This is a genomic window from Frankia sp. Mgl5 (assembly GCF_023242985.1).
Lineage (GTDB): Bacteria > Actinomycetota > Actinomycetes > Frankiales > Frankiaceae > Parafrankia > Parafrankia soli.
Genome location: NZ_JALKFY010000829.1, coordinates 57,581 through 84,055 on the forward strand (window position 1 = coordinate 57,581; position 26,475 = coordinate 84,055).

Consider the following 26,475-nt stretch of genomic DNA (forward strand, 5'->3'; position numbering starts at 1 on the left):
GGGCGTGGAGATCGCGAGCCGGCCAGGACGGATGTCCGGTGCGGCCGGTGCCCTGCTGCGGGAGCCCGCCCGGCCGGCCAGGATCCGTGAGTCGTCGCTGGCGACCGTGCTCGCGGTCGGCACCGTCTGCATCGGCAGCTTCCTGGGCCAGCTCGACGCCAGCATCGTCACGATCGCGCTCGCCGACCTGCGTGCCGACTTCGGCGTGTCCCTCGGCCTGGCGACCTGGGTCAGCCTTTCCTACCTGGTGACGCTGGTCGCGACCATCGCCGCGCTCGGCCGGCTCGCCGACATGTACGGCCGCAAGCTGCTGACCCTGTACGGATTCGCCCTGTTCACGGTGGCCTCGGTCGGCGCCGCCCTGGCCCCCGGCATCGGGGTGCTCATCGTCTGCCGGATCGCACAGGCCCTCGGCGCGGCCATGCTGCAGGCGAACAGCGTCGCCCTGATCGCGACGACCGTCGAGCCGAGGCGTCTCACCGCGGCGCTCGGCGCCCAGGGCGCCGCCCAGGCGTTCGGGCTCTCGCTCGGGCCGTTGGCCGGCGGTCTGCTCCTCGAGCTCGGCGGGTGGCGGTGGGTCTTCTGGGCCCACATACCCGCGGGCGTGATCGGGTTCGTGCTCGGCGTCCTGTTGCTGCCCCGCACGAGGGCGCACGCGCCGCGGACGCCGTTCGACTGGCGGGGCCTGGCCCTACTGGTGCCCACGGTGTCGGCCGTGCTGCTCGCGCTGTCGGTCGGCGAGTCCGCCCGCTCGGTCGGCCCGCTCGCCGCCGTCGGCGGGCTGGTGCTGGTCGCGGCGCTCGGCGGGGTGCTGTTCGTCCGCCGCGAGTCGTCCGCCGCGAGCCCGATGGTCGACCTGCCGCTCGTGCTGCACCGGGCGGTCGGGCCGCGGCTGGCCGCGGGGACGCTCTCCTTCCTCGTCCTGTTCGGCCTGCTGCTCACGATCCCGCAGAACTCCGACGACGGCGCCGTGGCGGTGGGCCTGCTGCTGGCGACCCTGCCGATCGCGATCGGGGTCGCGGCGCCGGTCGCGGGCACGCTCGTCACCCGGCTCGGCGTCCGCGCGGTGACGGTCGGCGCGATGGTGTGCGTGGCCGGCGGCCTCGGCCTGCTGGCGGCGGGGGGGAGCGGCCCGGCTGTCGGCGTGCCCTCGCTGGCGCTGATCGGCTGCGGGCTCGGCCTGTTCACCCCGTCCAACAACGGCGCCGTCATGGCTGCCGTGCCGGCACAGCAGAGCGGGATGGCCAGCGGCGTGGTGAACATGACCCGAGGGCTCGGCACAGCCCTGGGTGTCTCGGTGTCGGCTCTCGCCTACGCGGCGGGTGGCTTCGTCGCGACGATGCTGCTGCTCGCCGCGATCGCGCTCGGCGGGGCACTGCTCGCCGCCACAGCCGCCGCGCCCACGGTGCCGGGCAGCGCGCTGCCGCGTCAGCGCGAGAACGACCGCGCGGCGCCGTAACCGGGCCCGATCTCCGGCCGGCCGGCGCGGGACGTCCACCGCCACTGCACCGAGATGCGCCCGCCCACGTACCCGGGGACCCGGGGCACCGCGTGCAGCCAGTCGGCCTGCGCGCGCCCGCCGAGCACGAGCAGGTCGCCGCCGGCCGGGGCGAGGTCGCGGCCACCGGGAGCCATCGGGTCGTTGAGGATGCGGCGGCCGGGCGGCAGGTGCCGGGACTTCACGAGGAACGGCCGGCGCGCGCCGAGGGTGAGGATCGCGATCACCGTGTCGTCCAGCCAGCGCATCTCGCGGTCGCGGTGGAAGGCGACGGCGTCGTTCCCGTCGCGGTACCAGGACATCCCGTAGCCGTCGAAGTCGAGCCCGTAACGGCGCCGCAGCGCGCGGTAGGCGTCCAGCAGGGCGGGGAAGGGCACCGGGCGCCCGCTGCGGATGAAGGCGCTCAGCCGCGGCTCGGTCACGTGGCGCTCGTAGCGCCACATGGTTCCCTGCCGCCAGGAGGTGCCGTCCCGGACGGCGTCGTAGAGCTCGTCCGCCCCGGACATCCAGCCGCGGGCGACGTCCACCCAGGAGTGGTCGTCGAGGCGCACCCGCTCGAACACCGCGGACGGGTCGACGCCGGGGATGACCCGCCGGCCGTCGTCACCGGTCATCGCCCGACGCTACCTCCGTCCGCACAGGGCCCGGAGGCAGCGGGGTCGAACCGTGCGGGATGACCGGACGCCGGGCTTCCGCGGGCGTAACCTCCCGGTTGTCATGACGGTAGATCAGCATGCCAACGCCGTGGGCCTCACCGAGGTCGTCACCCGGCTGCGGCGGGTGCTGCGCAGCAGCATCCGCGCGGACATTCCGTGGGAGTCGCTGCCCATGGCCCAGGTGGAGCTGCTCCAGTGCGTCGCCGAGCGGGACGGCACCCGGGTCGGTGAGCTCGCCGGGCTGCTGCGGCTCGCGCCGAACTCGGTCTCGACGCTGGTCGCCCAGCTCACCGATGCCGGCCTCGTGCGGCGCGAGCGGGATCCGGCGGACCGCCGGGCCGTGGCCCTGCGGCTCACCGAGGCGGGCGAGCAGGCGCTCACCGGATGGCTGCAGGCGCACGAGCGGCGGATCGGCACCGCCATGGAGCTCCTCGCCGACCACGACCGCGACGTGATCATCGCGGCGTTGCCGGCCCTCGGCCGCCTGGTCGAGGCGCTCGACGACCGCCCCCGCCCGCCCAACGAGTGAGATCACCCGGGACGGCCTGGTCAGTGGGATCGGCCGATGTTCCCGGCCTCAGGACCGGACGAGGCGGGCGATGGCCGCGGTCGCCTCGCGGACCTTCTCGTCCGCCGCGGGCCCGCCCTCGGCGACGGCCTGGGCCACGCAGTGCGCGAGATGATCGGACAGCAGGCCGAGCGCCACGGACTGCAGGGCCCGGGTGGCCGCGGACACCTGGGTGAGGATGTCGATGCAGTACTTGTCCTCGGCGACCATGCGTTGCAGGCCGCGGACCTGGCCCTCGATCCGCCGCAGCCGGGCGGTGTACTCGTCCTTGCTGTTTGCGTAACCGTGATGCGACTTTCCGTGATCGGAGTGGGGTGAGGTCGGTTGGCTCTCGTCCGGCCGGCTCTCGTCCGACCGGCTCGCCTCCGGTTGGCTCGCCTCCGGTTGGCCCAGCTCCGGTTGGCTCTGAGCCGCCCGGTCCTGAGTCGTCTGGCTGACTTCGGCCTTCACCCGCACCGCCCGCCCCACGCCGTCACCCCGGAAATACCCCCCAACGGTACGTGCGAACAGGGGTGACCGTCGAGGTCAGCCCAGGGGGTCCAGCAGTTCGACCCGGACGCCCCGGTCGTCCAGCGCCTGGCGGACCCGCGGCCCCGCGTTGCGCAGGCGCAGCCGGGAGCCGCAGCGGGTGGCATGCCGGCTCATGGCTCCGAGCAGCACCGCTCCCAGCGGATCGGCGTCCCGCACGCCGGCGAGATCGACGATGATCTCCCGCTGCCCGAGGGCGGCCGCCCGCGCGACGGCGGACCGCGCCGCGCTCGCGGCGCTCGCCACGAGCAGCCCGGACAGGTGGATGACGGCACCCTTCTCCCGGAGCTCGACACGGGCCGAGAGGGGGCACGCCGAGGGGCGGGGCTCGACGGCGGAGAACGCGGCAGCGGCCACCACCCTGCCCCCGGAGGCGCGCAGCGGTACCGCCCCCGGTGGGGGCCCCGTCGGTGGGGCCGCCGTGACCGGCACGAGTGCCGTCGAAGGCCCTGCCGCACGGCCGGCATGGGTGGTGAGAGTGCCGGCTTCTTTGCCGATGGTGAGCATCACGTCGTCTCCGAAGGGAGCGAGGTCGCGGTAGACGCGCGAGAGTTACCCCAGGTTCCTGCCAGGTAAGTATTGCGCCCTCTCGTGACGGAAACCAATGCCGAAAGTCACCTTGTGTTGTGCCGACGGCACGTGTATAGCGTGTCACATTTACGGGCGTTGGCCTGGTCGGAGCTGGTAGAAGCGCCGGCGTCTCAGGCCAGGATCTCCGCCGCGACGTCGGTGGCGGCGGGGAGCAGGAGGGAATGGGCGCCCGCGCCGAGCGGCAGGCCGCTGCACCGGTGCAGCAGCTCGGCCGGCGCCGCCAGCAGCTCGTCGCCCCCCGCCGGAGCCAGCAGGGTGACACCGAACGGCAGGCCCGCCGCGAACCCCACCGGAACGGCCACCGCGGCCAGGTCCAGCAGGTTCGCGAACGTCGTGTACCGGCCGAGGTTCGCGTTGAGGCGGATCGGGTCGGCGAGCATCGCGTCGATCCGGTACGTCGTCGGAACAGTCGGCACCACGACCATGTCGACGTCCACCCACGTCCGCTCCGCACTGCGCCGTAGGGCGCGCAGCCGGGTCAGGCCGCGGAACACCTCGGCGCCGGTGATTCCCGCGCCCGGTTCGAGAACCGCCCGGATGACGGGATGCACCGGGTCCGCCGGGCCGGCGTCCGGGACCGTCTGAAGAAACGCCTCCACGGCGGCGTACCGCTCCGCCAGCCACGGGCCGCCGTAGAGCAGGGTGCCCGCCTCCAGGAACGGGCCGAGGTCGATCTCCGTCACCTCGGCGCCCCCGTCGGCGAGCAGGTCCACGGCGACACCGAACACGGCCGCGGCGCCCGCGTCGCCGAGGAAGTCGAGCTGATCGGCCCGGGGCACGCCGATCCGCGGCCGGACCGGCTCCGGCACCTCGGCCCGCGGCGCTCCGGTCCGTGGCGCTCCGCCCGGCGCCGGGCTTCCGAGCCCGGGGAACCGGCGGGAGTACGGGTCCTCCTCGTCGTAGCCGCTCATCACCGACAGCACGCGGTAGGCGTCGGGTACGGAGAGCGCGAAGACGCTCGGGCAGTCCAGTGAGCGGCAGGCGGGCACCACGCCCCTGGTGCTCACCAGCCCGCGGGACGGCTTGAGCCCGACGGTGTTCGTCAGCGCCGCCGGCACCCGGCCCGAGCCGGCGGTGTCCGTGCCGACCGCGAACGTGACCAGCCCGTCCGCGACGGCCACACCGGATCCCGAGCTCGACCCGCCGGCGATCATGTACGGGTCGAACGGGGACGCGGGGATCCCGTAGGGGGAGCGGGTGCCGGACAGCCCCGTGGCGAACTGGTCGAGGTTGGTCTTCCCGACGCAGACCGCGCCGGCCGCGAGCAGCCGGGCGACCGCCGGCGCGGTGCCCGCCGGGAGTCGACTGAAATCGGGGCAGCCGGCCGTCGTGGGCAGCCCGGCGACGTCGATGTTGTCCTTCACCGCGAACGGCAGCCCGAACAGGGGGGGCAGGCTGGGCCCGGTCCCGGCCGCCGTCCCGGGCTCGGGCCCGAGCCCGTCGGGGCCGGCGTGTCCGAGGCGTGCGCTCGCCAGCAGGACGTCCAGCTCGGTGGCCCGGCGCATCGCCTCCGCGCGGGGCACCAGGGTGATCCACACCCCGTCGTCGCCGCGTGCGGCGATCCGGTCGTAGACGCCGTCCACCACCTCGCGCACGCTCAGCCGTCCCGCGAGGTAGCCGGCGCGCAGAACGTCGGCCTGTAGGTCCGGGGGAGTGGGGCGGCGCGTGCTCCGGTCGCTCACCGGGCGGTCGCTCAGGCCGCCGCGAGCGCGGCCGAGACCGCGTCCCGCACCGCCGCCGAGGTCGCGACGGCACCGAACACCCCGCCCTGCATCGTCACCATGTGCAGGGCCGCCCGGTGGTTGGCGGGGTCGGTCGCGCCCGTGCAGTCCGAGAGGATCAGGCACTCGTAGCCGCGGTCGTTGGCGTCGCGCATCGTCGTGTGGACGCAGACGTCCGTGGTGATGCCCGTCAGGATGATGTGGGTGATCCCGCGCCGGCGCAGCACGAGGTCGAGGTCCGTGGCGTAGAACGAGCCCTTGCCCGGCTTGTCGATGATCACCTCGCCGGGCAGCGGCGCGACCTCGGGGACGATCTCCCAGCCCGGCTCGCCGCGGGTGAGAATGCGCCCGCGCGGGCCCGCGTCGCCGATCCCGGCGCCGATCCGCTTCGAGCGCCACAGCTTGTTCGGCGGGCAGTCGGACAGGTCGGGGCGGTGCCCCTCCCGAGTGTGAATGATCATGAAACCCAGGGGGCGCAGCACCCCGAGCAGCGCCGCCGTGGGGGCCAGGCCCGCCCGGGTGAGCTCGAGGTCGTACCCCATCGTGTCGACGTAGCCGCCATCGCCGCAGAAGTCGACCTGCCAGTCGATGTTGATGACGGCGGTGGTCGCGGGGCTGAACGAGCCGTCGTAGGGCCAGCTGTAGGGCTCGGCGGTGACGGGCCCCACGGTGAGACCACCGCTCGCGGGGGCCACGGGTTCGGTCGTGACGGTCATCTGCTCCTCCTCGGCCGGCCAGGTCTCTCGTCGGCACAGCGTTTTCCGCCGGCGCGGCGTTTCCCGCCGGCGCACCGTGCTAGGTGGCCGAGCGGGGCGGACGTCCGCGGTTCAGCACCATCTGGGTGATGGCCTGGGCCGCCCGCCGCTCCACGACCTCCATCGACTCGCCGACGTGGCTGCGCAGCGCCCGCACACCCGCCTCCATCTCCCCGGCGAGCACCTTCTCGAGGATGTCGAGATGCTGGGTGATGGTCAGATCGATCCGGTCGGCGGTCAGGAAGTCGTACATCCGCACGGGGCGGATCCGGGCGTTCACAGCGTCGAGCATGTTCGCGAGCTCGCCATTGCCGGACGCCCGGCTGAGCGTGATGTGAAAGTTCTCGTCCAGGGCCACAAAGGCCGGGTCGGGCGTGGGGGGATCGGCGCGTAGCGCCCGCCAGTCGTCGCGCAGCGGTTCGAGCAGTGCGGCCTGGTGCGCCGCGCCGGACTCCAGCGCCCGCTGCAGCCCGCGCAGCTCCAGCGTGACCCGGATCTCGTACAGGTCGCGCAGCCCGGCGAGGTCGGGTTCGGCGGGGTAGTAGCCGCCGTCCTGCCGCTTCTCGACCAGGCCGTCCCCAGCGAGCCGGGTCAGGGCCTCGCGTACCGGTGTCCTCGACACTCCCAGCAGCGCGGCGACGCGTTCCTCTCCCAGGCGGTCCCGGAAGGAGAACTCTCCTGACATGAGCCGATGGCGCAGCGCGACGTAGACATGGTCCCGCAGGTTTCCCGAGCCGGAGGCCCGGGTGGTTGGCGACGGTGTCATGACGCCGAGCATCTGCCATGGACGGCGCGGACGTACCACCCGCCCGCCGTCCCACCGGTGACCCGCCTCGCGGGGCCCGCGGCGCGGGGCCGTGCCGGGATCGCGGCACAGGCAGCAGCGCAGGTCGCGGCGGGTGCGTGGCCGGGCCCGGCCCGCGGTGGCGGGCGGAGCACCCGTCCGCGGCTTTCTGCATACCGAGCTGTATACAGTGTCGTGTACATGAAAGTGAAGGTAGAGACGAAGAATTTTCTGATCAACACTCGCGCAGTTACATTCACACGTCGACGGTTAAGTACCCGTTAATCGAGGGTGCGGAAGGTGGCCGGATGGAGCCGCGCGGTGCGCACGGGACCCGCAGCACCCCCCAGGGCGGCAGCGCGCAGGGCGGCCCCGCGCAGGGAAGCGTCCCGCAGGGCAGCCCCGCGCAGGGAAGCGTCCCGCAGGGCAGCCCCGCGCAGGGTGCTGTCGCCGCCGGCCGTGGCGCCGGGACTGCCGCGGGCCCGGCCTTCCTCCTGCTGCACGGCACCGCGACGACCGGGGCGGTGTGGTCGGGCGTGCGCGCGGCACTCGCCGGCCGGGAGGTGCACGCTCCGGACCGCCCGTCCACCGGCGAGCTGGCCGCGGAGATCGCGGCGCTGGCGCCGTCCGTGGCCGGCCGGGTGCTCGGGGGAGTCAGCGGCGGCGCCACCCTCGGTCTCGCGATGCTCGCGGCCGGCGTCCCCATGGCCGCCGCCGTGCTGCACGAGCCGGCGGTCGGCTCGCTCGTCCCGGGGCTGCTCACCCCGATGGCGGAGGCGTTCGCCTCGGGCGGGGTGACGGCGTTCGGGCAGCGGCTCTACGGCCCGTGCTGGCGGCCGGGGCACGCGCCGGCCGACATCGCCATGGTGGAGCGCGACCTCGAGATGTTCCTCGGCTTCGAGCCGGGCTCACCGCCCGTGGGGGCGCCACCGGTCCTGATCACCGTCGGCGCACAGTCACCGCCCGTGCGGCATCGCGCGGCCGCGGCGCTGCGGGCCCGGTTCGATCTTCCCGTCCGGGTGCTGCCGGGGTGCGGTCACGCCGTCCACCTGGAAGCGCCGGAGCTGTTCGCCGCGCTGCTCGCCGAGACCGCGGCCGGCCTCCCGCACTGATCCGCCGGCGCTGAGCGGCAGGTGCTGGGCCGCCCGCGCTGATCTGTCCGCGCTGATCTGCCTGCGCTGAGCGGTCGGGTCAGCGTTCGACGTGGTGGGGCGGCAGATCCGCCAGGAGACGGGCGAGGTCGGCGTCGGCCTCGTTCTCGTCGAGCAGGGTCTCGTCGCCCCAGCCGATCTCCCGCTCGTCGCTGGGGAGCTCGTGGTCGGGCAGCGGCGCGTCTCCCATGAGGATCTCCTCCGATCGCCATGCGGCCCGGTGGCCGCTCGGTCTGTGCGGGGCCGGTCCGGCCGGTGCCCCCGCGAGCGGCGGCACCGGCGGCGGGGCCAATCTACCGGCGCGGCCCCGCCGGACGGGGCAGACGACACGGCCCGCCACCGGTCCCGTTCCGACGCTCATCTTCGGGCCCCGGGCCCCGGGCCCCGGGCCCCGAAGCCCGGGGCCCTGGGAACCAGGCCAGCCCCTTGGTGGCGCTAGGGGCGAGCGTCGTCGCACGGGCGGGTCGGGCGGGCGGCGGCCGCTGCGCGGTCGGCTGGTGCGTGGTCGGCTGGTGCGTGGTCGGCGAGCGTCGCGGTAAGCGCCGCCGCCATCGCGCCGACGATCACGCGGTGGGTGGCCTGCCCGCCCGCGCGGTAGGCGTCGCGTTCCCGCTGGGACCAGGCCCGTTCGAACAGGCCGGGCTCCGCGGGCTCGGTGGCCAGGACGGCCCGCAGCGAGGCCCGGTACCTGGCCACCAGCAGCGGTGGTTCGCCGTACGGATTCTCGTCGTAGGCCTCGTCGCGGTCTATCAGCTCACGGATCTCGTCGCCGCCGATCGGCCGTCGCGGCCGGTGCGCTGCCGACGGATGTGCTGCGGGTGGGTCTGCTGGGGGCATGGTTTCCTCCTCGGCCATTATTTGTCGACAAGCAAAAACGACCCTAGCGAGGTTCTTGGACAAGAGCAAAGTGGTTACGATGTTCGCTGTGGACGACGGTGAGCAGTTGGTAGGCATCGGGGACATCGCGTTCCAACTCAAGATCACGCGACAGGCCGTGGACTACTGGACTCGCAAGGACGCCAAGTTTCCGGAGCCTCTGCAGGTCATCAACGCGCCGGCCGGCAGCGGGGCCAAAGGAACCAGGGTTTGGCGCAAGCGTGAGGTCGACGCCTGGATCGTGGAGCACTACCGGCGGCGCAAACAGTAGTGGCCTGCGCGGCCGGTATGGCTGATCGAGGTACGGCTGATCCCGGCGCGGTCGCGGTGGCCGGGATGCCGTGCGGTGTCAGGGATCCTGTACACAGGGAACCTTGATCACAAAAACGGGCAATACGCCCGAAACGCCCACGGCAAGTGTCGCCGGGTATGTGATTCGACCCGCTCAAGCGGAGCGTGGTCTCCGATCTCGTGGATCGACGGTATTCGGTACCCGAGTTCGCCGTGGTGGTCCGTTAGTGCGGCCGGGCGCCTTCCGGTAACCGGTCGCGTGACGCCGCCGCCGTCTTGAACGCGTGCGGCGGAGGGCGCGCCGGCGGGGTTCCTTCCGCTGCTGCCGGTCGCAATTAGCTGGACGTCCTTGAATCCGTTTAATTGGGTACACCAATCTCTTCGGCGGTCCGCCCATGCGGCTGATTGCCTGCCAGTCCGTTGCCGCCGAGCCATCTTGTTGTCGCCACGCAAGCTGGTGCGCCGCTCGGGAATCGTGGCGGCGAACCACGAACTCGCTGGTGAGGGCACGCTGCGGGGGTGGGGGGACGGTCTGCGGGGCCCGGCGGCGTGGGTGCGTGACCAGGCCTGGGCCCATGGTTCGAGGGACGGTGGGTCGGTGGCCACCTGGCCTGGGAGGCACCCCACCGGGCGGGCCCGGGCCGCGGCGGCCGGCGTCACCACGGCTCGCGCCGAGCCGGCCGGGGTACGCCCCGAAGTGAGTTGCCGCAGCGGCGTATGGAGTGGTTGAGCCAACTCACTCTCCGCTGGCGACCCCACCGTGAGGAGTATCAGCTCACGTCGATGACGGCCCCACCGGACCGGGCCGCCAGGCCGAGGAAGCCGGCGCGGGGAAGAACGCGATCAGGCGGAACCGGTATGTACGGCTGACCAGCTCGCGCGGCTGACCGGCGCGTCGGTGGCCCGGGGCGGATGACGAGATCCGGAGACGGGCATGGGGCAGCCCCCGGCAACTGCCGGGGGCTGCCCCATGTGAAAGGTGACAGGCGGGCCGGGGGCGGTTCCCGGCCCCCGTCAGGCCGCCGCGGTGCTGGAGGCCGTGCTGCTGGACGTGCTGGACGAACCGCCGTCACCCGACGAGGACCCGGCCGAGGCCGAGGACGAGCCGGTGGAGTCCGACTTGGCGGCCGAGGAGCCGCCGTCGGCGCCACTCCTGGCGGACGAGTCGCCGTCCGACGAGCCCACGGAATCCTTGGGTCGGGCCGGGACGCCTGACGAGGACCCGGACCGGCTGTCGGTCTTGTAGAAGCCGCTGCCCTTGAAGACGAGGCCAACGGAGCTGAACACCTTCCGAAGCCGGCCCGTGCAAGCAGGACACTCGGTCAGTGCCGCGTCACTGAAGCTCTGCACGGCCTCGAGATCGTGCCCGCAGGCGGTGCAGCGGTACTGGTAGGTCGGCACGGACTCCTCCCGGAGTTGGCACTCGGTGGTAAGGACTGCCAACTCTAACGCCTCGACGGGCCCGCTGGCTTCCCGAATGCCGGAGCAGGTGTCACAGCGGTGCCGGTCGGACGATTCTGGTCGGCGTCACGATGATGGTCACCGGCCGGTCGTGCGGCTTCGCCGGGACGTCCCCGAGCAGCTCGCGGTCGTTCAGCAGCGCGATCACCGGGGTCCCGGGGTTGGCCCGGGTCAGCGCGCGGTCGTAGGAGCCGCCGCCGCGTCCGAGCCGGTTGCCGCGCTCGTCCGCCGCGAGGGCGGGCACGATCACAACGTCGGCCTTGGCGAGCTCGACGAGCGGCGCGCTCGGCGGTGGCTCCCGGGTGCCCATCGCGCCGGGGATCAGTGTGCCGGCGAACTCGCGGAAGTCCAGGTCGAGGTCGGCGCGCACGACCGGCAGCAGCACCCGTACGCCCCGGGCGCGCAGCCGGGTGAGGATCTCGGCGGTGTCGGGCTCGTCGGCCATCCCCACGTAGGCGGCGACGCAGGAGGCGGCGGTGACCTCGGGCAGCGCGAACAGCCGCTCGGTCAGCACGGTTGGGTCCGGCAGGACGCCGGCCCGGCGCAGCGCGAGCAGCCGCCGGCGCAGCTCGCTCTTGGGTTGTGGTGCTCCGGGCCGCGTGTACGCGGGCACCGGCCCGGGTCTCGTGCCGAGGCCGGAACCGAGGCCGGAACCGGGGCCGGCCGCGATACCGACCTCGGCACCGTCCCCGGAACCATCAGCGCCGGAACCCGAGCCGGCTGCGGAACCTGGGCCGGCCGCGGTTCCGGAGCCGGCCGCGGAGGTGGTGATCTCCAGGCCGGCAGCCGCCGGCCCGGCCGGCCCCGCGGGATCCCGTTCGGAGCCGGACCGGCCCACCACGCCACTGCCGGTGACGCTACCTCCGGTCACAGCCATCCCCACCCTCAGCGCACTCGGGCCCGGTGACCTGGGCGCTGGGCCCGCCACCCGACTCCTCGAGCTTTCCGCGCCGGCGTGCTGTCCATGCGGCCGATGGTGATCCGAAAGACGACACCGGCACGACATCCCGCTGGCGAAGGCCTCACGGTACCGTGATCGACCCGCACGTGGAGATCTGCCCGCTGCGGACCCGCCGGGCCCGCCCGACAGGCCGGTGAGCGTGACTTACCGGGTGCGGACGGTCGGTCCCGGAGGGTCCTGGCCGGGCACGGCCCGCCGTGAGCGGAGCGGGGCTGTCGGGTGCGCTGTGCCGGCGGGGACCACGATGGCCCGGTGCCTCACGCGGATGCGGGTTCACGGCCAACACGGATGATCACTAGCTGTGAATGCCCTGTGTGTGTACACCGTCGTGCCCTGAGGATGCCCGCCCGACTAAGGTTTCGCCCATGCCAGTGACGAAGGCGGTCATTCCCGCCGCGGGTCTGGGGACCCGGTTCCTGCCCGCGACGAAGTCGGTTCCGAAGGAGATGCTACCTGTCGTCGACAGGCCGGCCATCGAATACGTCGTCGAAGAGGCCTCCCGCGCGGGCCTGCGTGACGTGCTGCTCGTGACGAGCCGCACCAAGAAGGCCATCGAGGACCACTTCGACCGGGAGGGGGATGTCGAGGCCGCGCTTGAGCGCAAGGGCGACAAGGTTCGCCTCGAACGCGTCCGGGCCTCCGCCGAGCTGGCCGAGGTCCACTCCGTCCGTCAGCCCTCGCCGCGGGGGCTCGGTCACGCCGTTCTGTGCGCCTCCGCGCACGTGGGCGACGAGCCGTTCGCGGTCCTGCTCGGGGACGATCTCATCGACGAGCGTGACCCGCTGCTGGTCGAGATGCTCGCCGTCCAGGAACGGCACGGCGGGGCGGTCGTCGCGCTGATGGAGGTGCCCGAGGAGGCCGTCTCCATGTACGGCGTGGCGACGATCGCTCCGGCGGCCGCCGCTCCCGCCTCGACCGCTCCCGCCTCGGCGGTCTCGGCGGCTTCGGCGGCTTCGGTGGCTTCGGTGGAGCGGGTCCCGGCGGGCGGGTCCGGCGGGCGCTACCGGACGGTGCGCATCACCGACCTGGTCGAGAAGCCGCCGGTGGACCAGGCGCCCAGCAACCTGGCCGTCATCGGGCGCTACGTGCTGCCTGCGGAGATCTTCGACGTCCTGCGGGCCACGCCGCCCGGCCGGGGGGACGAGATCCAGCTGACCGACGCGCTGCGGACGCTGGCGGAGCGGGCCGGCGCCGACCCGGGAGCGGAGATTCCGGTGCACGGCGTCGTGTTCACCGGGCGCCGTTATGACACCGGTGACCGGGTCGACTACCTCAAGGCGGTCGTCCGGCTCGCCTGCGAGCGGCCGGACCTCGGCCCGGAGTTCTACCCGTGGCTGGAGGAGTACGTGGCGTCCGGCGGTCCCAAGGCCGAATGCTGACAGGCGGGGCGGGCGGGCTCGCCCGCGGCCGCGGTGGCCGTGGGCCCGCCTGCCCCGAGGACGGACGCCGACGGGCTTACCTGACGGGGCGCTCCGAGCGGGCTCCACCGACGGTGCTCCTGGACGATGCTCCTGATGGAGCGCACCTTGTCCGCCGGTGGCGTGCCGCGCTGACGAAAAGTGACCAGGCCTGCGCGGCGAAGGACAGGTCAGGAATTTCCCGGGGCCCTTGCTTGGGCGCATCGGCACCTTCGGGCAGACTGGGCGCGCGTCTTCGCGCGGAAATGTCCAGGCTCCTGACATGTTGGCCCTGAAGTCGCCACGTCAGGCGAAGAACCGCCCGCGGGTCAACGGCTGTCGAGAGCTCACTCGCCGGCCGTCATGGCCTGCTGCCCGGCACACCGCTGACACGAAGGCTATACGGCCTGAACAGAAGTGTAAAGAACGGGACGGGTGCCTGTGAAAACGGTAGATCAGCACGCATCGGACATTATGGCAGCAATCCATCCCATGTCGCCGCGGCGGACGGCGCTGCGCGAGGCGCACGGCTGCGTGCTCGCGGCGCACGTGCGGGCGACGGTGGCCGTTCCGGGCTTCGACAACTCCGCGATGGACGGCTACGCCGCCCGCGCCGCGGACGTCGCCGAGGCCAGCGAGGACAACCCGGTGACGCTCCCCGTGGCCGGCGAGATCATGGCCGGCCCGGTGTCACCCGCGCCGCTCGCCCCGGGCACCGTCGTACGGATCATGACCGGTGCCCCGCTCCCGAAGGGCGCCGACACGATCGTCCAGCTCGAGTGGACGGACGGCGGCATCGAGACGGTTCGGATCAACCAGGCGCCGCGCCGCGGGCTGCACATCCGCCGTGCCGGGGAGGACATCGCGCCCGGCAACCTCGTGCTCGCCGCGGGCACCGTGCTCGGCGCCGCGCAGATCGGCCTGCTGGCGGCCGTCAACGTCGCCCGGCCGGCGGTCCACCCGCGTCCGCGGGTGGCGGTTCTGTCCACCGGCAGCGAGCTTGTCGAGGTCGGAACCCCGCTCGGGCCGGGCCAGATCGTCGACTCGAACAGCCACGCCATCGCCGCCGCGGCGCACGAGGCGGGGGCGCTTGTCCGCCGGGTCGACGGGGTGTCGGACGATCCCGACGAGTTCGGCGCGACCTTCGACGAACTGCTGCGCAGCACCGACGTCGTGATCACCACCGGCGGGATCAGTGTCGGTGCGAGGGACGTCGTCAAGCAGGTCCTGAGCAAGTCCGACGAGATCCGGTTCGAGCGCATCGCCATGCAGCCCGGCAAGCCGCAGGGCTTCGGTGTCGTCGGTGGCGTGCCCGTCTTCACCCTTCCGGGTAACCCGGTGAGCGCCCTGGTGTCGTTCGAGCTGTTCGTCCGGCCGGCGCTGCGGCGGATGCGCGGCCTGCCGGCGAGCCCGGAGGGCGCGAGCTGGCAGCGGCCGGCCACCGGCACCGTCACCGTCCGGGTGAGCGAGACTATGCAGTCCGCGGCCGGAAGGCGTACCTTTCCCCGGGTCCGTCTCGAACGTGACGACACCGGGGAGCTGGTCGCGACGTCCGCCGGGGGGCAGGGTGCCCACCAGATGTCCGGGCTGGCCTCGGCCCACGCGCTGCTCGTCGTCCCCGAGGAGGTCACCGAGGTGCCCGCAGGCACGAAGCTTCCCGCGGTGCTGCTGCCCGAGCCCGAGTGGGCCGGCCCGTTCGGTGAGGCCCGCGGGTGACCGGTCCCGGGCGGTTCACCCACGTCGACGACCGAGGCGCGGCGCGGATGGTCGACGTCTCGGCCAAGGAGGTCACGGCGCGCACGGCGACCGCCGCCGGCTGCCTGCGCACCTCACCGGACGTCGTCGAGCTGCTGCGCGGCGCGGGGGTGCCCAAGGGTGACGCGCTCGCCGTGGCCCGCATCGCCGGGATCATGGGCGCCAAGCGCACCCCGGACCTGATCCCGCTCTGCCACCCGATCGCCGTCTCCGGGGTCAAGGTGGAGCTGACCGTGGTCGACCACGGGGTGGAGATCACCGCCACGGTGCGCACCGCCGACCGGACCGGGGTGGAGATGGAGGCGCTGACCGCGGTCGCGGTCGCGGGGCTGACGCTGCACGACATGGTGAAGGCGGTGGACCCGCTGGCCGAGCTGACCGAGGTCCGGGTCGTTACCAAGACCGGCGGGAAGTCCGGGGACTGGCACCGCGACGGTGCCGGGCTGCCGGGAGACGGTGCCGGGCTGCCGGGAGACGGTGCCGGGCCGCCGGGAGACGGGGCCGGACCGTCGTGAGTGGCGCCTCCGGGCTGCCGGCAGGGGCTCGGGCGCGGGTCGTGACGGTGTCCGACCGCGCCCACCGCGGCGCCTATCCCGACCGCTCGGGCCCGCTGCTGGTCGACGCCCTGGTCGGGATGGGCTTCGACGTGCCCGCGCCGGTCGTGGTCCCGGACGAGCGGGCGGAGATAACCGCGGCCCTGCGCGCGGCTGTCGACGCCGGGGTCGACCTGGTGGTGACCACCGGGGGAACCGGTCTCGGGCCGAGGGACGTCACGCCGGAGGCCACAAGGGACCTGCTTGACCGAGAGGTGCCTGGGCTGGCCGAGGCGCTGCGGGCGGCCGGGCGGCTCAAGGTGCCCACCGCGGTCCTCTCCCGTGGCCTCGTCGGCACCGTCGGAGCGACCCTGGTCGTGAACCTGCCCGGCTCGACCGGAGGAGTGCGCGACGGCGCCGCGGTCCTCGCCCCGGTCGTCGCGCACGCGATCGCGCAGCTGCGAGGCGACACCGACCACGCCGGCGGCACCGACCGCTCCGGCGGCCCGTCGGGTACGGCGCCCCACCCGCCCGCGTCCACCGGGGGCACACCGGCGTGAGAGCGCCCGGCTGGCCGGTCACCCTGCGCCATGATGACGTCGTCGTCCGGCCCATGCGCCTGCGTGACGCCCCGACCTGGGTCGAGGTCCGCACGCGCAACGCCGACTGGCTCGCTCCGTGGGAGGCCACCTCGCCGGGCTCGGAGTCGGTGCGGGCCACCTGGAACGAGCGCCAGACCATCGGCGTCTACACGCAGATGCTCCAGCGGCTGCGGGCACAGGCCCGGGTGGGCGCGGCGCTCCCGTTCGCCATCGCCGTCGACGGACGGTTGGTGGGGCAGCTCACAGTGTCGACGATCGTGCGCGGGGCGTTCAACAACGGCCAGGTCGGCTACTGGGTGGACGGCGCGCACGCCGGCCGCGGCATCGCCCCGACGGCGCTGGCGATGGTCACCGACCACTGTTTCGGCCCGGTCGGGCTGCACCGGCTGGAGGCCAACGTCCGCCCGGAGAACGCGGCCAGCCGCCGGATGCTGGTGAAGCTGGGCTTCCGCGAGGAGGGCCTGCACCGCAGATTTCTCGCGATCGACGGCCGGTACCGCGACCATATCGGCTATGCACTGACGACCGAGGACGTCCCCGGGGGATTGCTGGCCCGCTGGAGCCGCACCCGTTCGCCCTCCTCCTGAGCAGGCTTACGGCACAGGCTTTCGCCCCGGCGTCGTCGGTGCCGGTGGTCTCCTTGTCCAGTGCCCGTTAGCGGGGTTTCCGGCGTCGCCTAGGCCCCTCTTCAGGGGGCGGTTCGCGGTCCGTTCGGACGTCCTACGTGACCTCTTCGGACGTCCAACGCGTGCCGTTCGGGTCGCCTTCGGCGTGCCCGCGCGGTGCCGCCGGTGCTCGCCGTGGCCCACTCGGGCCGCTTGGGTCGTCGCTCAACCTGCCCGGCGTTACGTTGGGTGCTCGTAGTGTGACCTGCCCACCCGGACGGGGGGAGTATCACCCAGCCCACATCGGTATCACCTCGGATTGACAGTGGACGGCCACCTGGTGAACCTCGCCGACGAGTGCGACACGCGGGCTTCCGGTCGGTGACCGCGCGCATTCCGCTCACTAGCGTCGAGCACGGAATCGTAAACGACGACATCGAGAAGAGGCGTCCAGATGGTCTGCTCGCTCGCGCATACCGCGCCTGGCGCGTCCGATCCGCGCCCGGCTCGCGGCGGGCGGGCGGGGACCAGGTCCTCTCGCCCCGGCCGCACTGAGGGATGCCCAGCCGGGCACGCCGAAGGCGACCCGAACGGCTCGCGTCGGCCGAACGGCGTCAGGTCGCCGAACGACGCCCCAGGAACATTGCGGAGCGTGACCGCGTGAGTGCGCTCATCTGGCTGGCGATCGTTGCCGTATGGGGCTTCGTACTCATCCCCATGTGGCTGCGTCACCATGATTCGGCGGTGGAACAGCGGTCCGCGGACCGCTTCTCCACCGCCATGCGGGTGCTCTCGCGGCGCGGCTCACCGCGCGCCGGCACGGGCCCGCTGACGCGGGCCCCGTCCGAGGGCTCGCCGGCGGTGGCACAGGAGGCGGCAGGGATGGCGCGATCGCGCTCCGGCGAAGGTCCCGGCACGGGGCAGCTCGGCGCGGCCGACCCGGCGGATACCCGGGCCGGGGCGAATTCCGCGGCCGCCCCGACCGCTCCGGAGACTTCCGGCGCGGCGGCATTTCCCGTGGGTACCGGCACGGACGCGCACCCCCGCACGGACCTGGCCGACGACCTCGACCCCATGGACGACCTCGAGCACCTCGACGGGCTCGAGCACCTCGACGGCGTTGCCGGGACGGACGGCGTCCACGGCCTGGAACACGCCGACGGGATGGACCTCGACGGGATGGATGACTTCGCGGACAGCCGCTCGGTGGGGGCGCCGGGCACGCAGGGGGACGTTGATGCGCCCCCGCGGCTGTTCGGGCCGACCTCGGGTGTGCCGCGTCGTGTCCCCGCCGACCGGGCGGTCCGCGCGGCGCAGGCCGATCGCACGGCGCTCGTCCGGCAGCGGCGGCAGCGGCTCTTCGTCCTGCTCACCGCGCTGCCGATCAGCGTCATCCTCGCAGCCACGCTCGGCGGCATGTGGATGATCGTCCACCTCGCCGTCGACGTCGCCGCCGCCGGGTATGTCCTGCACCTGCGCCGGTCCGCGCAGGCGCACCGCCGGGTGGTGCGCTCCCGGGCCGCGCTCGACCGGCGGATCGCCGCCGAGCGCGCCGCCCGCGCCTACGGCGGCATCCGCGGCTGGACCGGCGGCGCGCGGGAGCACGCCCCGGGCTCCGCCTCCTGGGCGGGCGGCGCGGCACGCGGCACCGAGTACTCCCCGGTGCGGCTCTCCGCCGGCGGCCCGGACGAGACCCTCACCGCCGACGACCTCGCGCACGCGCGGGCCGAGACCGTCGACCTCGGCTCCGTCGCCGACCAGGCGCACGCCACGGGCGGGGCTGATGGCCACCGTGGCGGCGCGGGCGACGAGGAGGCGGAGGGCGACGACCCGGCCCAGCCCGGCGAGTACCACTCCGGCGAGTACCACCCCGGCGACGCCCACGACGCTTACGACGCCCACGAGGCGGACGCGGCAGCGTCCTCGTCGCCGGTGGCAGAGGGCGCCCACCCCGGCCACCAGCCCGAGTACGCCGAGTACGCCGAGTACACGGCCCGCCGCGACGCCTCCGGTGACGTCGAGTACGTCGAGTACGTCAACGCGGAGCAGTTGGGCTACGACGCCGCGGCGGCCTACCAGGCGCCCGCCGGTGACGTCGCGGGGACCGAGTACGCCCAGTACGCCGTCCAAGCCGAGTACACCGAGTACACCGAGTACCCGGGGCACGTCGAGTACCAGGCCGAGTACGTCGAGTACGCCCAGCAGGCCGTTCACGCCGAGGAGGCCGGGTACGCGGAGCAGGCTGGCTACGGCGAGGCGGCTGGCTACGGCGAGGCTGCCGGTTACGCCGCTCACGCCGGGCAGGCGGGCTACGCCGAGGCGGCGGGCTACGCCGAGCAGGCCGGATACACGGAGCAGGCCGGGTACGCCGAGCAGACCGGGTACGAGGCCGGCGACCAGGTCGCGCGCGGCTACGGTGGCGCCGCCGGGCCCGCGGCACCCCGCTCCGGCGGCGCGTCCCGTCCCGTCCCGCGCCCCGGGGCGCGGCCGAACACCTCGCGTCCCGGACGCGTCCAGGTCAACCCGCCCGGAACGCACGGCGGCCTGATTCCGCCCGCCGCGGCGACCGCGGGCCAGGGTGAGGCGGTCGCGGCGACCGAGGCAACCGGGCCGGCGGCCGGTGCCCAGGCACCGGACGAGCTCGAGACCCTGCTCCGGCGGCACGCCGTCGGCAGCTGACCACCAGCGGCCGACAGTCGCCGGCTGGGCGCCAGCGGCTGGCCGTCGGTGGCTGGACTGCCGGGCACCGGCCGGTGCCCGGCACCGCCGTGTGGGTGACCCCGGCTACAGGTTCCGGCGGCTGATCGGCCGCCGGAACCGGAGACGTCCAGGCCGGCGGTGATGGCCTGCGGCGGGCCGTCGCCGCACCCGCCCGCCGGCCCGCCGACGGTCGTTGACGGGCCGGGGCACGTCCGGCCGGGGGCTCGGTCCGCGTGCATAATGGCCTCGTGACACTCCGCTCGCAGACCACCCACACCGCCGCTCGTCGGCGTGCCGGGGTCCTGGCTGCCTGTCCGCGGTGTTGTCCCTGCCCTCGCGCCCACTGACGCCGCGCACGAACCTCGAACCACCGCCCGGCGTCGCCCGATCCGGTTCCACCCGGCGGGCCGGGGCGTGAGGGGCCTCCGGATCACGTTCCTCCCGCCTGGCCGGCCAGCGGCCTGAGTCCACGCGGGGCCCGTGATCACGTGCCAGCCTTCCGGAGCTCACCGCGGGCCGACGCCCGCGCTCGTGCTCCGGCGATGTGTCCTTCCGTGTTCGTTCAGCGGTGCGTCCCAAGGGCCGCGCCGTCGGTGTCTCCGTCCGCCCCGCCGCCGCGCGCCCGTCCGGCGTCCCAGGCGGGATCCGGAACGCCGGCGAGGCGCGGCGCCAGTCGGGACCAGGCGCCGGCGGGGACAGCCCGCGGCAGGAGGAGAGATCCGGTCTTGATGTTCGAATCTTGGCTCGCCCGGCTGCGGGACCGGGGATTCGTCATGTGCCCGGCGAGCAGCGCCATTCCCGTGGACGTGAGAGCCGTCGCGGCCGATGGCACGGGCCTGCATTTCCGCTGCCGTGGCGTCCGCGTCCGGCTCGCGGTCTACCGGCCCGGCAGAGCGGCCTGGCAGACACCGCTGCGGGACGAGAACTGGGCGCCCGAGGAGTCCCTGGAGCTGTGGGAGCGCCGCCCGCTGCGCGACGGCACCGTTCCCGCCCAGGGCCGCCTCGTCTTCGTGGCGGACGGCGAGGACGGCGCCGCGGAACCGGACGCGGAGATAGTCCTCGACGGCGCGCGCAGCCACGGCTGGCGCGGCCACGAGGCCGGGCTGCTCAGGACGGCCGAGGCGGCGTCGTTGTTCGAGAACATGCTGCTGGTCGCCGGGCTCGCCGCCGAGCTCGACGAGATCCCCGACCCGGCGAGCCCACCGGTCTTCGCCGTCCTGCCCAGCACGCCGTGGCCGCTGGTTCAGGCTGACCCGGCCGGCTGGGACGGCGGCCGGACCGTCCGCCAGACGGATCGCCAGCCGGCCAGCGAGGGCGCCCACCCACTCCCATCCGGCGTGCTGTAAGCTTCAGTTGCTTCCAGGGGGTGTAGCTCAGCCTGGTAGAGCGCCTCCCTCGCACGGAGGAGGCCAGGGGTTCGAGTCCCCTCACCTCCACGAGAGTTGCCATGTTCGAAACTTGACCATGGTCTCTCTGCTCGCTGGCAAGCAATACGCCGTCCGGGTTGATCCCGGGCGGCGTCTTTGTTTGTCCGCTGTGGGGCCTGGTGTCGCCGTAGGCGAGTGCGACCACCGATCCGGTGGAGGAGTCTGATCTGGGGGTCTCGGAGTCCTCTGGGGCTCGCTGGGCGTTGATCAGGTTGTCGGTCTCGGTGGCGAGCCGCTGGTCAAGATCCTTTCCGAGGAGCTGTGCCAGGGGCGGGTGCAGATCGGCGGTGCGGATGCCGAGGTCGACGATCCAGAACCGGTGAAAGACGGCCTGGTTGAGTTGGCGTTTCACGGTCGCGGGCGCGGTGCGGTAAAGGGTGTGGCTGTCCTCGCAGAGCGCGAGAATCCGGTCGAGGACACGGTCCAGGTTGCGCCATTCACCTTCGCACACGGCGAGGGTCTCCCGGGCCCGGGACAGTGCCCGGTCGATGCGGGACTGTTCTTCTTTCAGGAATTCCTCGGTGATCGCGCCGTTGTAGTAGGCGCGCATGCACGCGCGCCGCTCGTGTTCGAGGTCGGTGATGGTCTGCTTCTGGCGGGTGGCCTGTTCGGCGCCGTGGGCGGTGAGGGACTGCGCGCTGGCGAGTACGAGTTCCCGGATGCGTGCCTTCTGTCGGGGGGTGATCTCGACGCGGCGCCACCACTCCTCGACGAGTTGCTCCACGGTACTGATGAGGATGTAGGGCTGGCGGCATTTCCCGCGCTGGCGGCCGAGGCAGTAGAAGTAGGGGTAGGTGCCGCCGTGCCGGCCGGTGGCGTTGGTGATGCCGAATCCTGATCCGCAGTGCCCGCAGAACAGGCTTCCCTTCAGCGGGTGGAAGTGCCGCTGCGGTTTCTCTCCGGCGATGTCACGGGCGCGCAGTATCGCCGTGACGCGGTCGAAGATCTCGGGAGGGACGAAGGTCGGGTGCCGGCCGTTCGGGTACTCGACACCGGCGAAGGTGACGACGCCGATGTAGTACCTGTTGGTGAGCATCTTGTGGACGTGGGATTTGTTGAGTGGCCGCTCGGGGCGTTTCCCGGCGGCCCGGTTCGTGAGGCCACGGTGGTTGAGTTCCTCGGTGAGGGTCGCGACCGTCCATTTCCCGGTGGCGAACTCCTCGAACGCCCATTGCACGAGCCGCCATCGGTCCGGATCAAGAGCGACGTCCGCGATGTTGCGGCCCTCGGTCCTGATCCGGACGTTAAGGTAGCCGATCGGGGCGAGGCCGGGGGTTCCGCCGTTGCTGGCCTTCTGCGTCATCTTGTAGGAGATGTCCTTGCCACTCGCGGCCGACTGGTACTGGTTGATCGCGGCCATGATTCCGTGGAGAAGTTCCCCGGACGGGGTCTCGTCGATGTTCTCCGTGGCGGAGACGAGCAGGACGCCGAGGTTACGTAGCCGCATCGTGAAATCGGCGTCCTCGTACCTGTCGCGCGCGAACCGGTTCAACTGGTAGACGATCACAATGTCGACGTCCCGTTGCGCCTCAATACGGGAGATCATCGCAAGGAACGCCTGACGCTTGTTCAGGTCCTTGTAAGCGGACGCGCCCGGCTCCACGTACTCGTCGATGACATCGACATTGATGGCTTCGGCTTTTTCGCCGCACTTCGTGCGCTGCGCGGGGAGCGAGATCCCCTCCGGGTTGTAGTCCGTGCGTACCTGCGACTTCGAGGAAACTCGGAGATAGAACACGGCGCGCAGCCGCCGCATGGATTCCGCAGATGGCGGTATAGCCGTTTCGGTGACAGCGGCAGGGGGCATGGCAAACCCTTTCGTCCGATGATCGGCGACGACATGGTAACACCCTTTCGGTTAGCATTTCTTTCTCTCTGAAGCTGCATCAGATTCCGTGCGGCTCTTCGAGGGATCATCATCCACTGGGCTGTCAGGGTTCTCGTTCTCTTCGCGGATAATCGTGCTCGCCCATCCGACCAGTGCGGCAGCGAAACCACCGCTGTCGATGTCCGGATGGCGTTGTGCGATGACGGAGACTTGCTTGCGGCGCGCCGCATTCAACGGATCAGACCCGATTCTGTCGCGCGGTTGGAGGAATCGCAGAAAAGGGGACTTGTCCAGCCGGGTAGCGGTAGCGGCGGCACAGACAGCCACCTCGGCCGCCACGCGCGTGCGCGCGCGACCGGCGGCGCCGTCCGCTACCCGCTACCCGGCTGTCCGCGTGCAGGTCGCGACGGGTGGGAGAGGTAGCGGCCCGGGTAGCGTCGGCGCTACCCGTAGCGGCCCGCCCGCTACCCGTCACTCAACGTAAAGATCCGTTATCTACGTTGATCCACGGCAGGATGTCGACGCCTGTTTCCCGGGGGTGATCGTGAATCCTCCGAAGGTCGGCGCGGCCACCGGGCGACCACCCGTCCTCGTCGCAGCGGCCGGACGCGAGATCCGGTGACCGGAACCCCGCTGACGGCCAGAACAGACTACGAAGATCCACAATGACGTCAAGCGCACCCACTCCAGGAAGACGGGACCGATGGTCGAGCGTGCGAGCCACGGCACGAAACGTCATGACTCACTTACTGTTATTCCCCGTCGGTGAATCGGACAATCGCCGCAGAAACCAGGCAGAAAGTCCCATCAATTCCACGAGGCACCCGATCTCGAACCGGTTACGGTTCCGCCGTGGCGGCCGTCGCTCGGGTGACCCTGCCGCGCGAAGATCATGCCTGCCGCGTCGACCGACCGCCGCACGTCCACAGCTACCCCTGCGGTTACGGAAAGTAGCCATCGGGGCGTTCGGAGGGGTGCTAACGTTAGCGGCCTCGCTGCTTGCGTAAGCACCCCCTGATAGCGGCTCAGATGCCCGGTGACCTGCTTGTTAGCGGGTAAGCACCCCTGGGCCGCCAGGCGCTGAAACCCCGGAAAACGGGCCTCCGAGGCCCTCCCGCGACCCGCTTGCGCCATCCCGGCCACCGACCTCGTCGCCGCTACGTTCCGTGACCGGGGCTGCGAGTGGCGCCCGTGCCCGCAGCGGCATCCGGCCGTCACCGGCACAGACCGCGTGACCGGGCCGGCGGCGCGGCCTCGCGGGGGTATCCGTATCGCGCCGGTAGGCGGCGGAGCGTGCGGATGACGCGAGTACCCGTCGTGATGTTGCCGTGTCTGCCCACCGTGGCGCCGTACGCTGTTGTTGGCCGCGTGCACATGCGGGAAGAGGGTCGCGATGGTAGACGAGCCGGCACCGGGAACCCACCTCCAGAATCTCCGCCGCCGACGCGGTCTCTCCCAGGAGGGGCTTGCCGACCGGGCCGGGCTGAGCGTTTCCACGATCCGCAAGATCGAACAGGGCGGAACCGCCCGGCTGGAAACATTCCATATGCTCGCCCGCGCACTCGACGTGGAGACCTCGTCTCTCTTCGAGCCGGGTTCACCCGCCCCGGTCGCGGAGCAGGAAGAAAGTAACAAGCTAAATCTCCTTCCCTTGCGGCAGATGCTCACGCCCATCATCGGCCTCGCGGGTTCGGTGACGTTTGGTGCGGACCCGCCCGGCGAGGCACGGGAAGCCAACCTTCGCGCGGCGCTGTCGGAGGCCGCCCGCCTGTATCGCGCGGACGACTTCGAATCCGTCGCCGCAATGCTCCCGCGAATGATCCGACAGAGCCACTCGCTCGTGGACCACGCGGCCGACGAGGAAAGAGAGAACCTGCTCCGCCTGCGCGCCGATATCTTCCAACTCGCCGGCCTGTTTCTGACACAGGTGAGGCAATATGACCTTGCCTATACGGCGATTCGGGACGCGATAGGCGACGCCACGGCCGTCGGGGACAACGTGACGGCGGCGTTCGGGGCGATTTCGCAGGCATGGCTGTTCATCCGGCAGGGCCGGTTCGCCGATGCCGAATCGCTCGCGGGAAATATCGCTTCGAAGATCGAGCCGCGTATGTCGACCGCGACCGACGAGGAGCTGTCGGCGTGGGGCTGGCTCCTGCTGCGCGGCTCCGCCGCCGCGATCCGCAACAACCGCCGGGACTCCTCCGACGAGTTCCTGTCTCTCGCGGATGTCGCCGCGTCCCGGGTGTCCATGCGGGTACCCGACCACTACAACCAGTACCTGACGACTTTCGGTCCCGCGGTGGTCGCGATGAAACGCGCGGAATCCATGATGGTCATGGGTGACGCGCGCGGCGTGCTGCGGATGGCCGAGAGCATCCCGTACCCGCGTTCGGGCCGGTACCGGTCGGACAACCTGAGCCGCCACCTGCTCGACGTGGCCGCCGCGCACACGGACCTCCGCGACTACAAGGACGCGACAGACGTACTCGTCCATCTGAGGAAGAACTCACCCGAGTGGCTGCGGCACCAGCGTAAGGGAAAGGACATTCTGCTCACCCTGCTGCGCAGCCGCAAACGCTCCCTGAGTCAGGAACTCCGGAGCCTGGCCGACTTCCTCGACGTCTCAGCGTAGGAGCAAACAGGAACTACCATGCAGCGTGGTAGTTCCGCTGAACCGTCCGGAAACTACCATGCTTCGCCGCTCGTGATCCCCGGGCGCGGTGCCTAGATTTCTGTACCAGGCACCCGGGTTCGGTCGCAGCGGAGGGCACCCCACGCCTTTCAGCCTCCCGGGCCCGGGTCGCCGCCATCGACGAGAGAAACCTGTAGATCGGGCCCGGAACGGGACGGGCGGAGTGGAGGCCGGACATTGAACAGCGACACCGTCTACGCGATCGTGTGGTATCAGGGTGGGCCGGAACCCTGTGTCGGTGGGGTCCTTTTACCGTATGAATCGGTCGCCGCCGCGGAAAGATCGGCCCGCATGCGAAACCTCGACGGGTACGACGTGGCACCTATCGAATTCGATGTCTCGCCCGACTCCGAATCCGACGGCGTGGGTCTGGTGGTCCGGTGATACCCGAGATCGGTGAATCGGCCGTCGCGACCATGTACCGGCGGTATGTGATGAACCTGCTCGACCTCGACACCGACCGGGAAGAGAAGCCGCCACTGACGAAGTCCGACTACCGCCGGGCGCTCTTCGCCATCCTCGGCACCGATCCGAGGCCGCTCCTGACCGCCGGCCATCAGGTGACCGAAGACGAAGCGGTCGCCTACGAATATGGCCAACAGGCGATGCTGGACGCGCTCTTCGTCAAACTGGGTGAACTCTGGCGGCCGCATGCCCTCGAAGCGTCCGGGAAGACGGAACGGTCGCCGGACCGGCGGTGAGGTACCCACCAACCAACCCAAGCGCGAATCCGACTGCGGCCATCCGCTAGCAGAAGTGCTTGCCAGAGCTAGCGCTTGGGTAGGGGCCGTGGGAACGCGGAGGGCCCACCGGGGCATCCCCGGTGGGCCCTCCGCTGTGCGAAGTCGAATCGCTACGCCACGTTGTCACCCTGTCTGGCCGCTCCGCGTTCCCGCAGGTAGCGGGCGAGATCGGGGTTCAAGGTCCATCCCCTCACCTCCACTCGACTTGGACGCCCCTATGCCTTCCTAGAAGGCATAGGGGCGTCTTCGTTATGTCTGCCCGGGGGCCGAGCCAGTGGAGTCCACGCACGTGGTGTACGGATCGTGATCGTCTAGCGACTCGCCGGAGTGGCGGTCCGTGACGTAGAGC

The 26,475-nt window shown here is 72.0% G+C and carries 26 protein-coding genes, 1 tRNA gene and 1 pseudogene; 15 read left to right on the plus strand and 13 right to left on the minus strand.

Annotated features, from left to right (window positions below):
* Positions 1-4 precede the first annotated feature (4 nt).
* Positions 5-1,459 (plus strand): MFS transporter, encoded by a 1,455-nt coding sequence (locus tag MXD62_RS34825; RefSeq protein ID WP_248833590.1) that lies wholly within the window; start codon positions 5-7, stop codon positions 1,457-1,459.
* Here MXD62_RS34825 and MXD62_RS34830 read toward each other — a convergent pair.
* Complete coding sequence (locus MXD62_RS34830; RefSeq protein ID WP_248833591.1) at positions 1,429-2,112, minus strand: alpha-ketoglutarate-dependent dioxygenase AlkB; 684 nt, start codon at positions 2,110-2,112, stop codon at positions 1,429-1,431. The genes MXD62_RS34825 and MXD62_RS34830 overlap by 31 nt on opposite strands.
* A gap of 103 nt (positions 2,113-2,215) precedes the next feature.
* Between MXD62_RS34830 and MXD62_RS34835 the strand changes: the two genes are divergently transcribed.
* Positions 2,216-2,683 carry a MarR family winged helix-turn-helix transcriptional regulator gene (locus tag MXD62_RS34835; RefSeq protein ID WP_020458324.1) on the plus strand — a complete coding sequence of 156 codons (468 nt, stop codon included), beginning with the start codon at positions 2,216-2,218 and terminating at the stop codon, positions 2,681-2,683.
* A 48-nt stretch (positions 2,684-2,731) separates the two neighbouring features.
* Here MXD62_RS34835 and MXD62_RS41135 read toward each other — a convergent pair whose 3' ends face one another.
* The 6 genes from MXD62_RS41135 to MXD62_RS41140 form a co-directional block, all read right to left on the minus strand.
* Positions 2,732-3,178 carry a metal-sensitive transcriptional regulator gene (locus tag MXD62_RS41135; RefSeq protein WP_368862496.1) on the minus strand — a complete coding sequence of 149 codons (447 nt, stop codon included), beginning with the start codon at positions 3,176-3,178 and terminating at the stop codon, positions 2,732-2,734.
* 69 nt (positions 3,179-3,247) lie between these two features.
* A complete protein-coding gene (locus tag MXD62_RS34845) occupies positions 3,248-3,757 on the minus strand; it encodes an STAS domain-containing protein (RefSeq protein WP_248833612.1) in 510 nt (169 codons plus the stop codon).
* 194 nt (positions 3,758-3,951) lie between these two features.
* On the minus strand, positions 3,952-5,523 hold the full coding sequence (gene atzF, locus MXD62_RS34850; protein WP_248833592.1) for an allophanate hydrolase: 1,572 nt from the start codon (positions 5,521-5,523) through the stop codon (positions 3,952-3,954).
* Positions 5,524-5,534: 11 nt separating this feature from the next.
* Complete coding sequence (locus MXD62_RS34855; protein ID WP_248833593.1) at positions 5,535-6,278, minus strand: isochorismatase family cysteine hydrolase; 744 nt, start codon at positions 6,276-6,278, stop codon at positions 5,535-5,537.
* A 79-nt stretch (positions 6,279-6,357) separates the two neighbouring features.
* Positions 6,358-7,083 (minus strand): GntR family transcriptional regulator, encoded by a 726-nt coding sequence (locus tag MXD62_RS34860; protein WP_248833594.1) that lies wholly within the window; start codon positions 7,081-7,083, stop codon positions 6,358-6,360.
* A gap of 299 nt (positions 7,084-7,382) precedes the next feature.
* Positions 7,383-7,670 (minus strand): pentapeptide repeat-containing protein, encoded by a 288-nt coding sequence (locus MXD62_RS41140; protein ID WP_368862497.1) that lies wholly within the window; start codon positions 7,668-7,670, stop codon positions 7,383-7,385.
* Here MXD62_RS41140 and MXD62_RS34870 point away from each other — a divergent pair.
* Positions 7,599-8,213 carry an alpha/beta fold hydrolase gene (locus MXD62_RS34870; protein WP_248833614.1) on the plus strand — a complete coding sequence of 205 codons (615 nt, stop codon included), beginning with the start codon at positions 7,599-7,601 and terminating at the stop codon, positions 8,211-8,213. The two genes, MXD62_RS41140 and MXD62_RS34870, sit on opposite strands and share 72 nt — an antisense overlap.
* Positions 8,214-8,292: 79 nt before the next feature.
* On the opposite strand, the gene MXD62_RS34875 is transcribed toward MXD62_RS34870, so the two are convergent.
* Together MXD62_RS34875 and MXD62_RS34880 are read right to left on the minus strand one after the other, a co-directional pair.
* A complete protein-coding gene (locus MXD62_RS34875; RefSeq protein ID WP_020458332.1) occupies positions 8,293-8,442 on the minus strand; it encodes a hypothetical protein in 150 nt (49 codons plus the stop codon).
* A 245-nt stretch (positions 8,443-8,687) separates the two neighbouring features.
* A complete protein-coding gene (locus tag MXD62_RS34880) occupies positions 8,688-9,089 on the minus strand; it encodes a hypothetical protein (protein WP_248833595.1) in 402 nt (133 codons plus the stop codon).
* A 79-nt stretch (positions 9,090-9,168) separates the two neighbouring features.
* Here MXD62_RS34880 and MXD62_RS34885 point away from each other — a divergent pair, with 79 nt between their 5' ends.
* Positions 9,169-9,399 (plus strand): hypothetical protein, encoded by a 231-nt coding sequence (locus MXD62_RS34885; RefSeq protein WP_195905892.1) that lies wholly within the window; start codon positions 9,169-9,171, stop codon positions 9,397-9,399.
* A gap of 1,034 nt (positions 9,400-10,433) precedes the next feature.
* Here the strand turns inward: MXD62_RS34885 and MXD62_RS34890 are convergent.
* Both MXD62_RS34890 and MXD62_RS34895 read right to left on the minus strand, forming a co-directional pair.
* The gene (locus tag MXD62_RS34890; RefSeq protein WP_248833596.1) at positions 10,434-10,820 is read right to left on the minus strand and encodes an FmdB family zinc ribbon protein; all 387 of its coding nucleotides are present in this window, start codon (positions 10,818-10,820) and stop codon (positions 10,434-10,436) included.
* Positions 10,821-10,911: 91 nt separating this feature from the next.
* The gene (locus MXD62_RS34895) at positions 10,912-11,751 is read right to left on the minus strand and encodes a 5-formyltetrahydrofolate cyclo-ligase (protein ID WP_248833597.1); all 840 of its coding nucleotides are present in this window, start codon (positions 11,749-11,751) and stop codon (positions 10,912-10,914) included.
* A gap of 455 nt (positions 11,752-12,206) precedes the next feature.
* Between MXD62_RS34895 and MXD62_RS34900 the strand changes: the two genes are divergently transcribed.
* The 9 genes from MXD62_RS34900 to MXD62_RS34940 all read left to right on the plus strand — a co-directional run bounded on the left by MXD62_RS34900 (position 12,207) and on the right by MXD62_RS34940 (position 21,698).
* On the plus strand, positions 12,207-13,220 hold the full coding sequence (locus MXD62_RS34900; protein WP_248833598.1) for a UTP--glucose-1-phosphate uridylyltransferase: 1,014 nt from the start codon (positions 12,207-12,209) through the stop codon (positions 13,218-13,220).
* Positions 13,221-13,679: 459 nt separating this feature from the next.
* Entirely contained in the window at positions 13,680-14,954 is a 1,275-nt protein-coding gene (gene glp / locus MXD62_RS34905) for a gephyrin-like molybdotransferase Glp (RefSeq protein ID WP_308301373.1), read from the plus strand.
* Positions 14,951-15,508 (plus strand): cyclic pyranopterin monophosphate synthase MoaC, encoded by a 558-nt coding sequence (gene moaC / locus MXD62_RS34910; RefSeq protein WP_248833599.1) that lies wholly within the window; start codon positions 14,951-14,953, stop codon positions 15,506-15,508. The genes glp and moaC overlap by 4 nt, the downstream gene beginning before the upstream one ends.
* On the plus strand, positions 15,505-16,086 hold the full coding sequence (locus MXD62_RS34915; RefSeq protein WP_248833600.1) for a molybdenum cofactor biosynthesis protein B: 582 nt from the start codon (positions 15,505-15,507) through the stop codon (positions 16,084-16,086). The genes moaC and MXD62_RS34915 overlap by 4 nt, the downstream gene beginning before the upstream one ends.
* The gene (locus MXD62_RS34920; RefSeq protein WP_248833601.1) at positions 16,083-16,715 is read left to right on the plus strand and encodes a GNAT family N-acetyltransferase; all 633 of its coding nucleotides are present in this window, start codon (positions 16,083-16,085) and stop codon (positions 16,713-16,715) included. The genes MXD62_RS34915 and MXD62_RS34920 overlap by 4 nt, the downstream gene beginning before the upstream one ends.
* Before the next feature lie 678 nt (positions 16,716-17,393).
* Complete coding sequence (gene glpR / locus MXD62_RS34925; RefSeq protein WP_248833602.1) at positions 17,394-19,412, plus strand: gephyrin-like molybdotransferase receptor GlpR; 2,019 nt, start codon at positions 17,394-17,396, stop codon at positions 19,410-19,412.
* A 746-nt stretch (positions 19,413-20,158) separates the two neighbouring features.
* On the plus strand, positions 20,159-20,779 hold the full coding sequence (locus tag MXD62_RS34930; protein ID WP_248833603.1) for a hypothetical protein: 621 nt from the start codon (positions 20,159-20,161) through the stop codon (positions 20,777-20,779).
* Positions 20,780-20,795: 16 nt separating this feature from the next.
* Positions 20,796-20,869: transfer RNA gene (locus tag MXD62_RS34935), tRNA-Ala, on the plus strand.
* Positions 20,870-21,134: 265 nt separating this feature from the next.
* The gene (locus tag MXD62_RS34940; RefSeq protein ID WP_248833604.1) at positions 21,135-21,698 is read left to right on the plus strand and encodes a hypothetical protein; all 564 of its coding nucleotides are present in this window, start codon (positions 21,135-21,137) and stop codon (positions 21,696-21,698) included.
* On the opposite strand, the pseudogene MXD62_RS41145 reads toward MXD62_RS34940, so the two are convergent.
* Together MXD62_RS41145 and MXD62_RS34950 are read right to left on the minus strand one after the other, a co-directional pair.
* Positions 21,621-22,667: pseudogene (locus tag MXD62_RS41145) on the minus strand (recombinase family protein); the annotation flags it as partial. The gene MXD62_RS34940 and the pseudogene MXD62_RS41145 sit on opposite strands and share 78 nt — an antisense overlap.
* Before the next feature lie 51 nt (positions 22,668-22,718).
* Entirely contained in the window at positions 22,719-23,027 is a 309-nt protein-coding gene (locus MXD62_RS34950; RefSeq protein WP_248833606.1) for a hypothetical protein, read from the minus strand.
* Between the two features lie 1,054 nt (positions 23,028-24,081).
* Here MXD62_RS34950 and MXD62_RS34955 point away from each other — a divergent pair.
* Complete coding sequence (locus tag MXD62_RS34955; protein WP_248833607.1) at positions 24,082-25,323, plus strand: helix-turn-helix transcriptional regulator; 1,242 nt, start codon at positions 24,082-24,084, stop codon at positions 25,321-25,323.
* 494 nt (positions 25,324-25,817) lie between these two features.
* Positions 25,818-26,084 (plus strand): hypothetical protein, encoded by a 267-nt coding sequence (locus MXD62_RS34960; RefSeq protein WP_248833608.1) that lies wholly within the window; start codon positions 25,818-25,820, stop codon positions 26,082-26,084.
* The last annotated feature ends 391 nt before the right edge of the window (positions 26,085-26,475 follow it).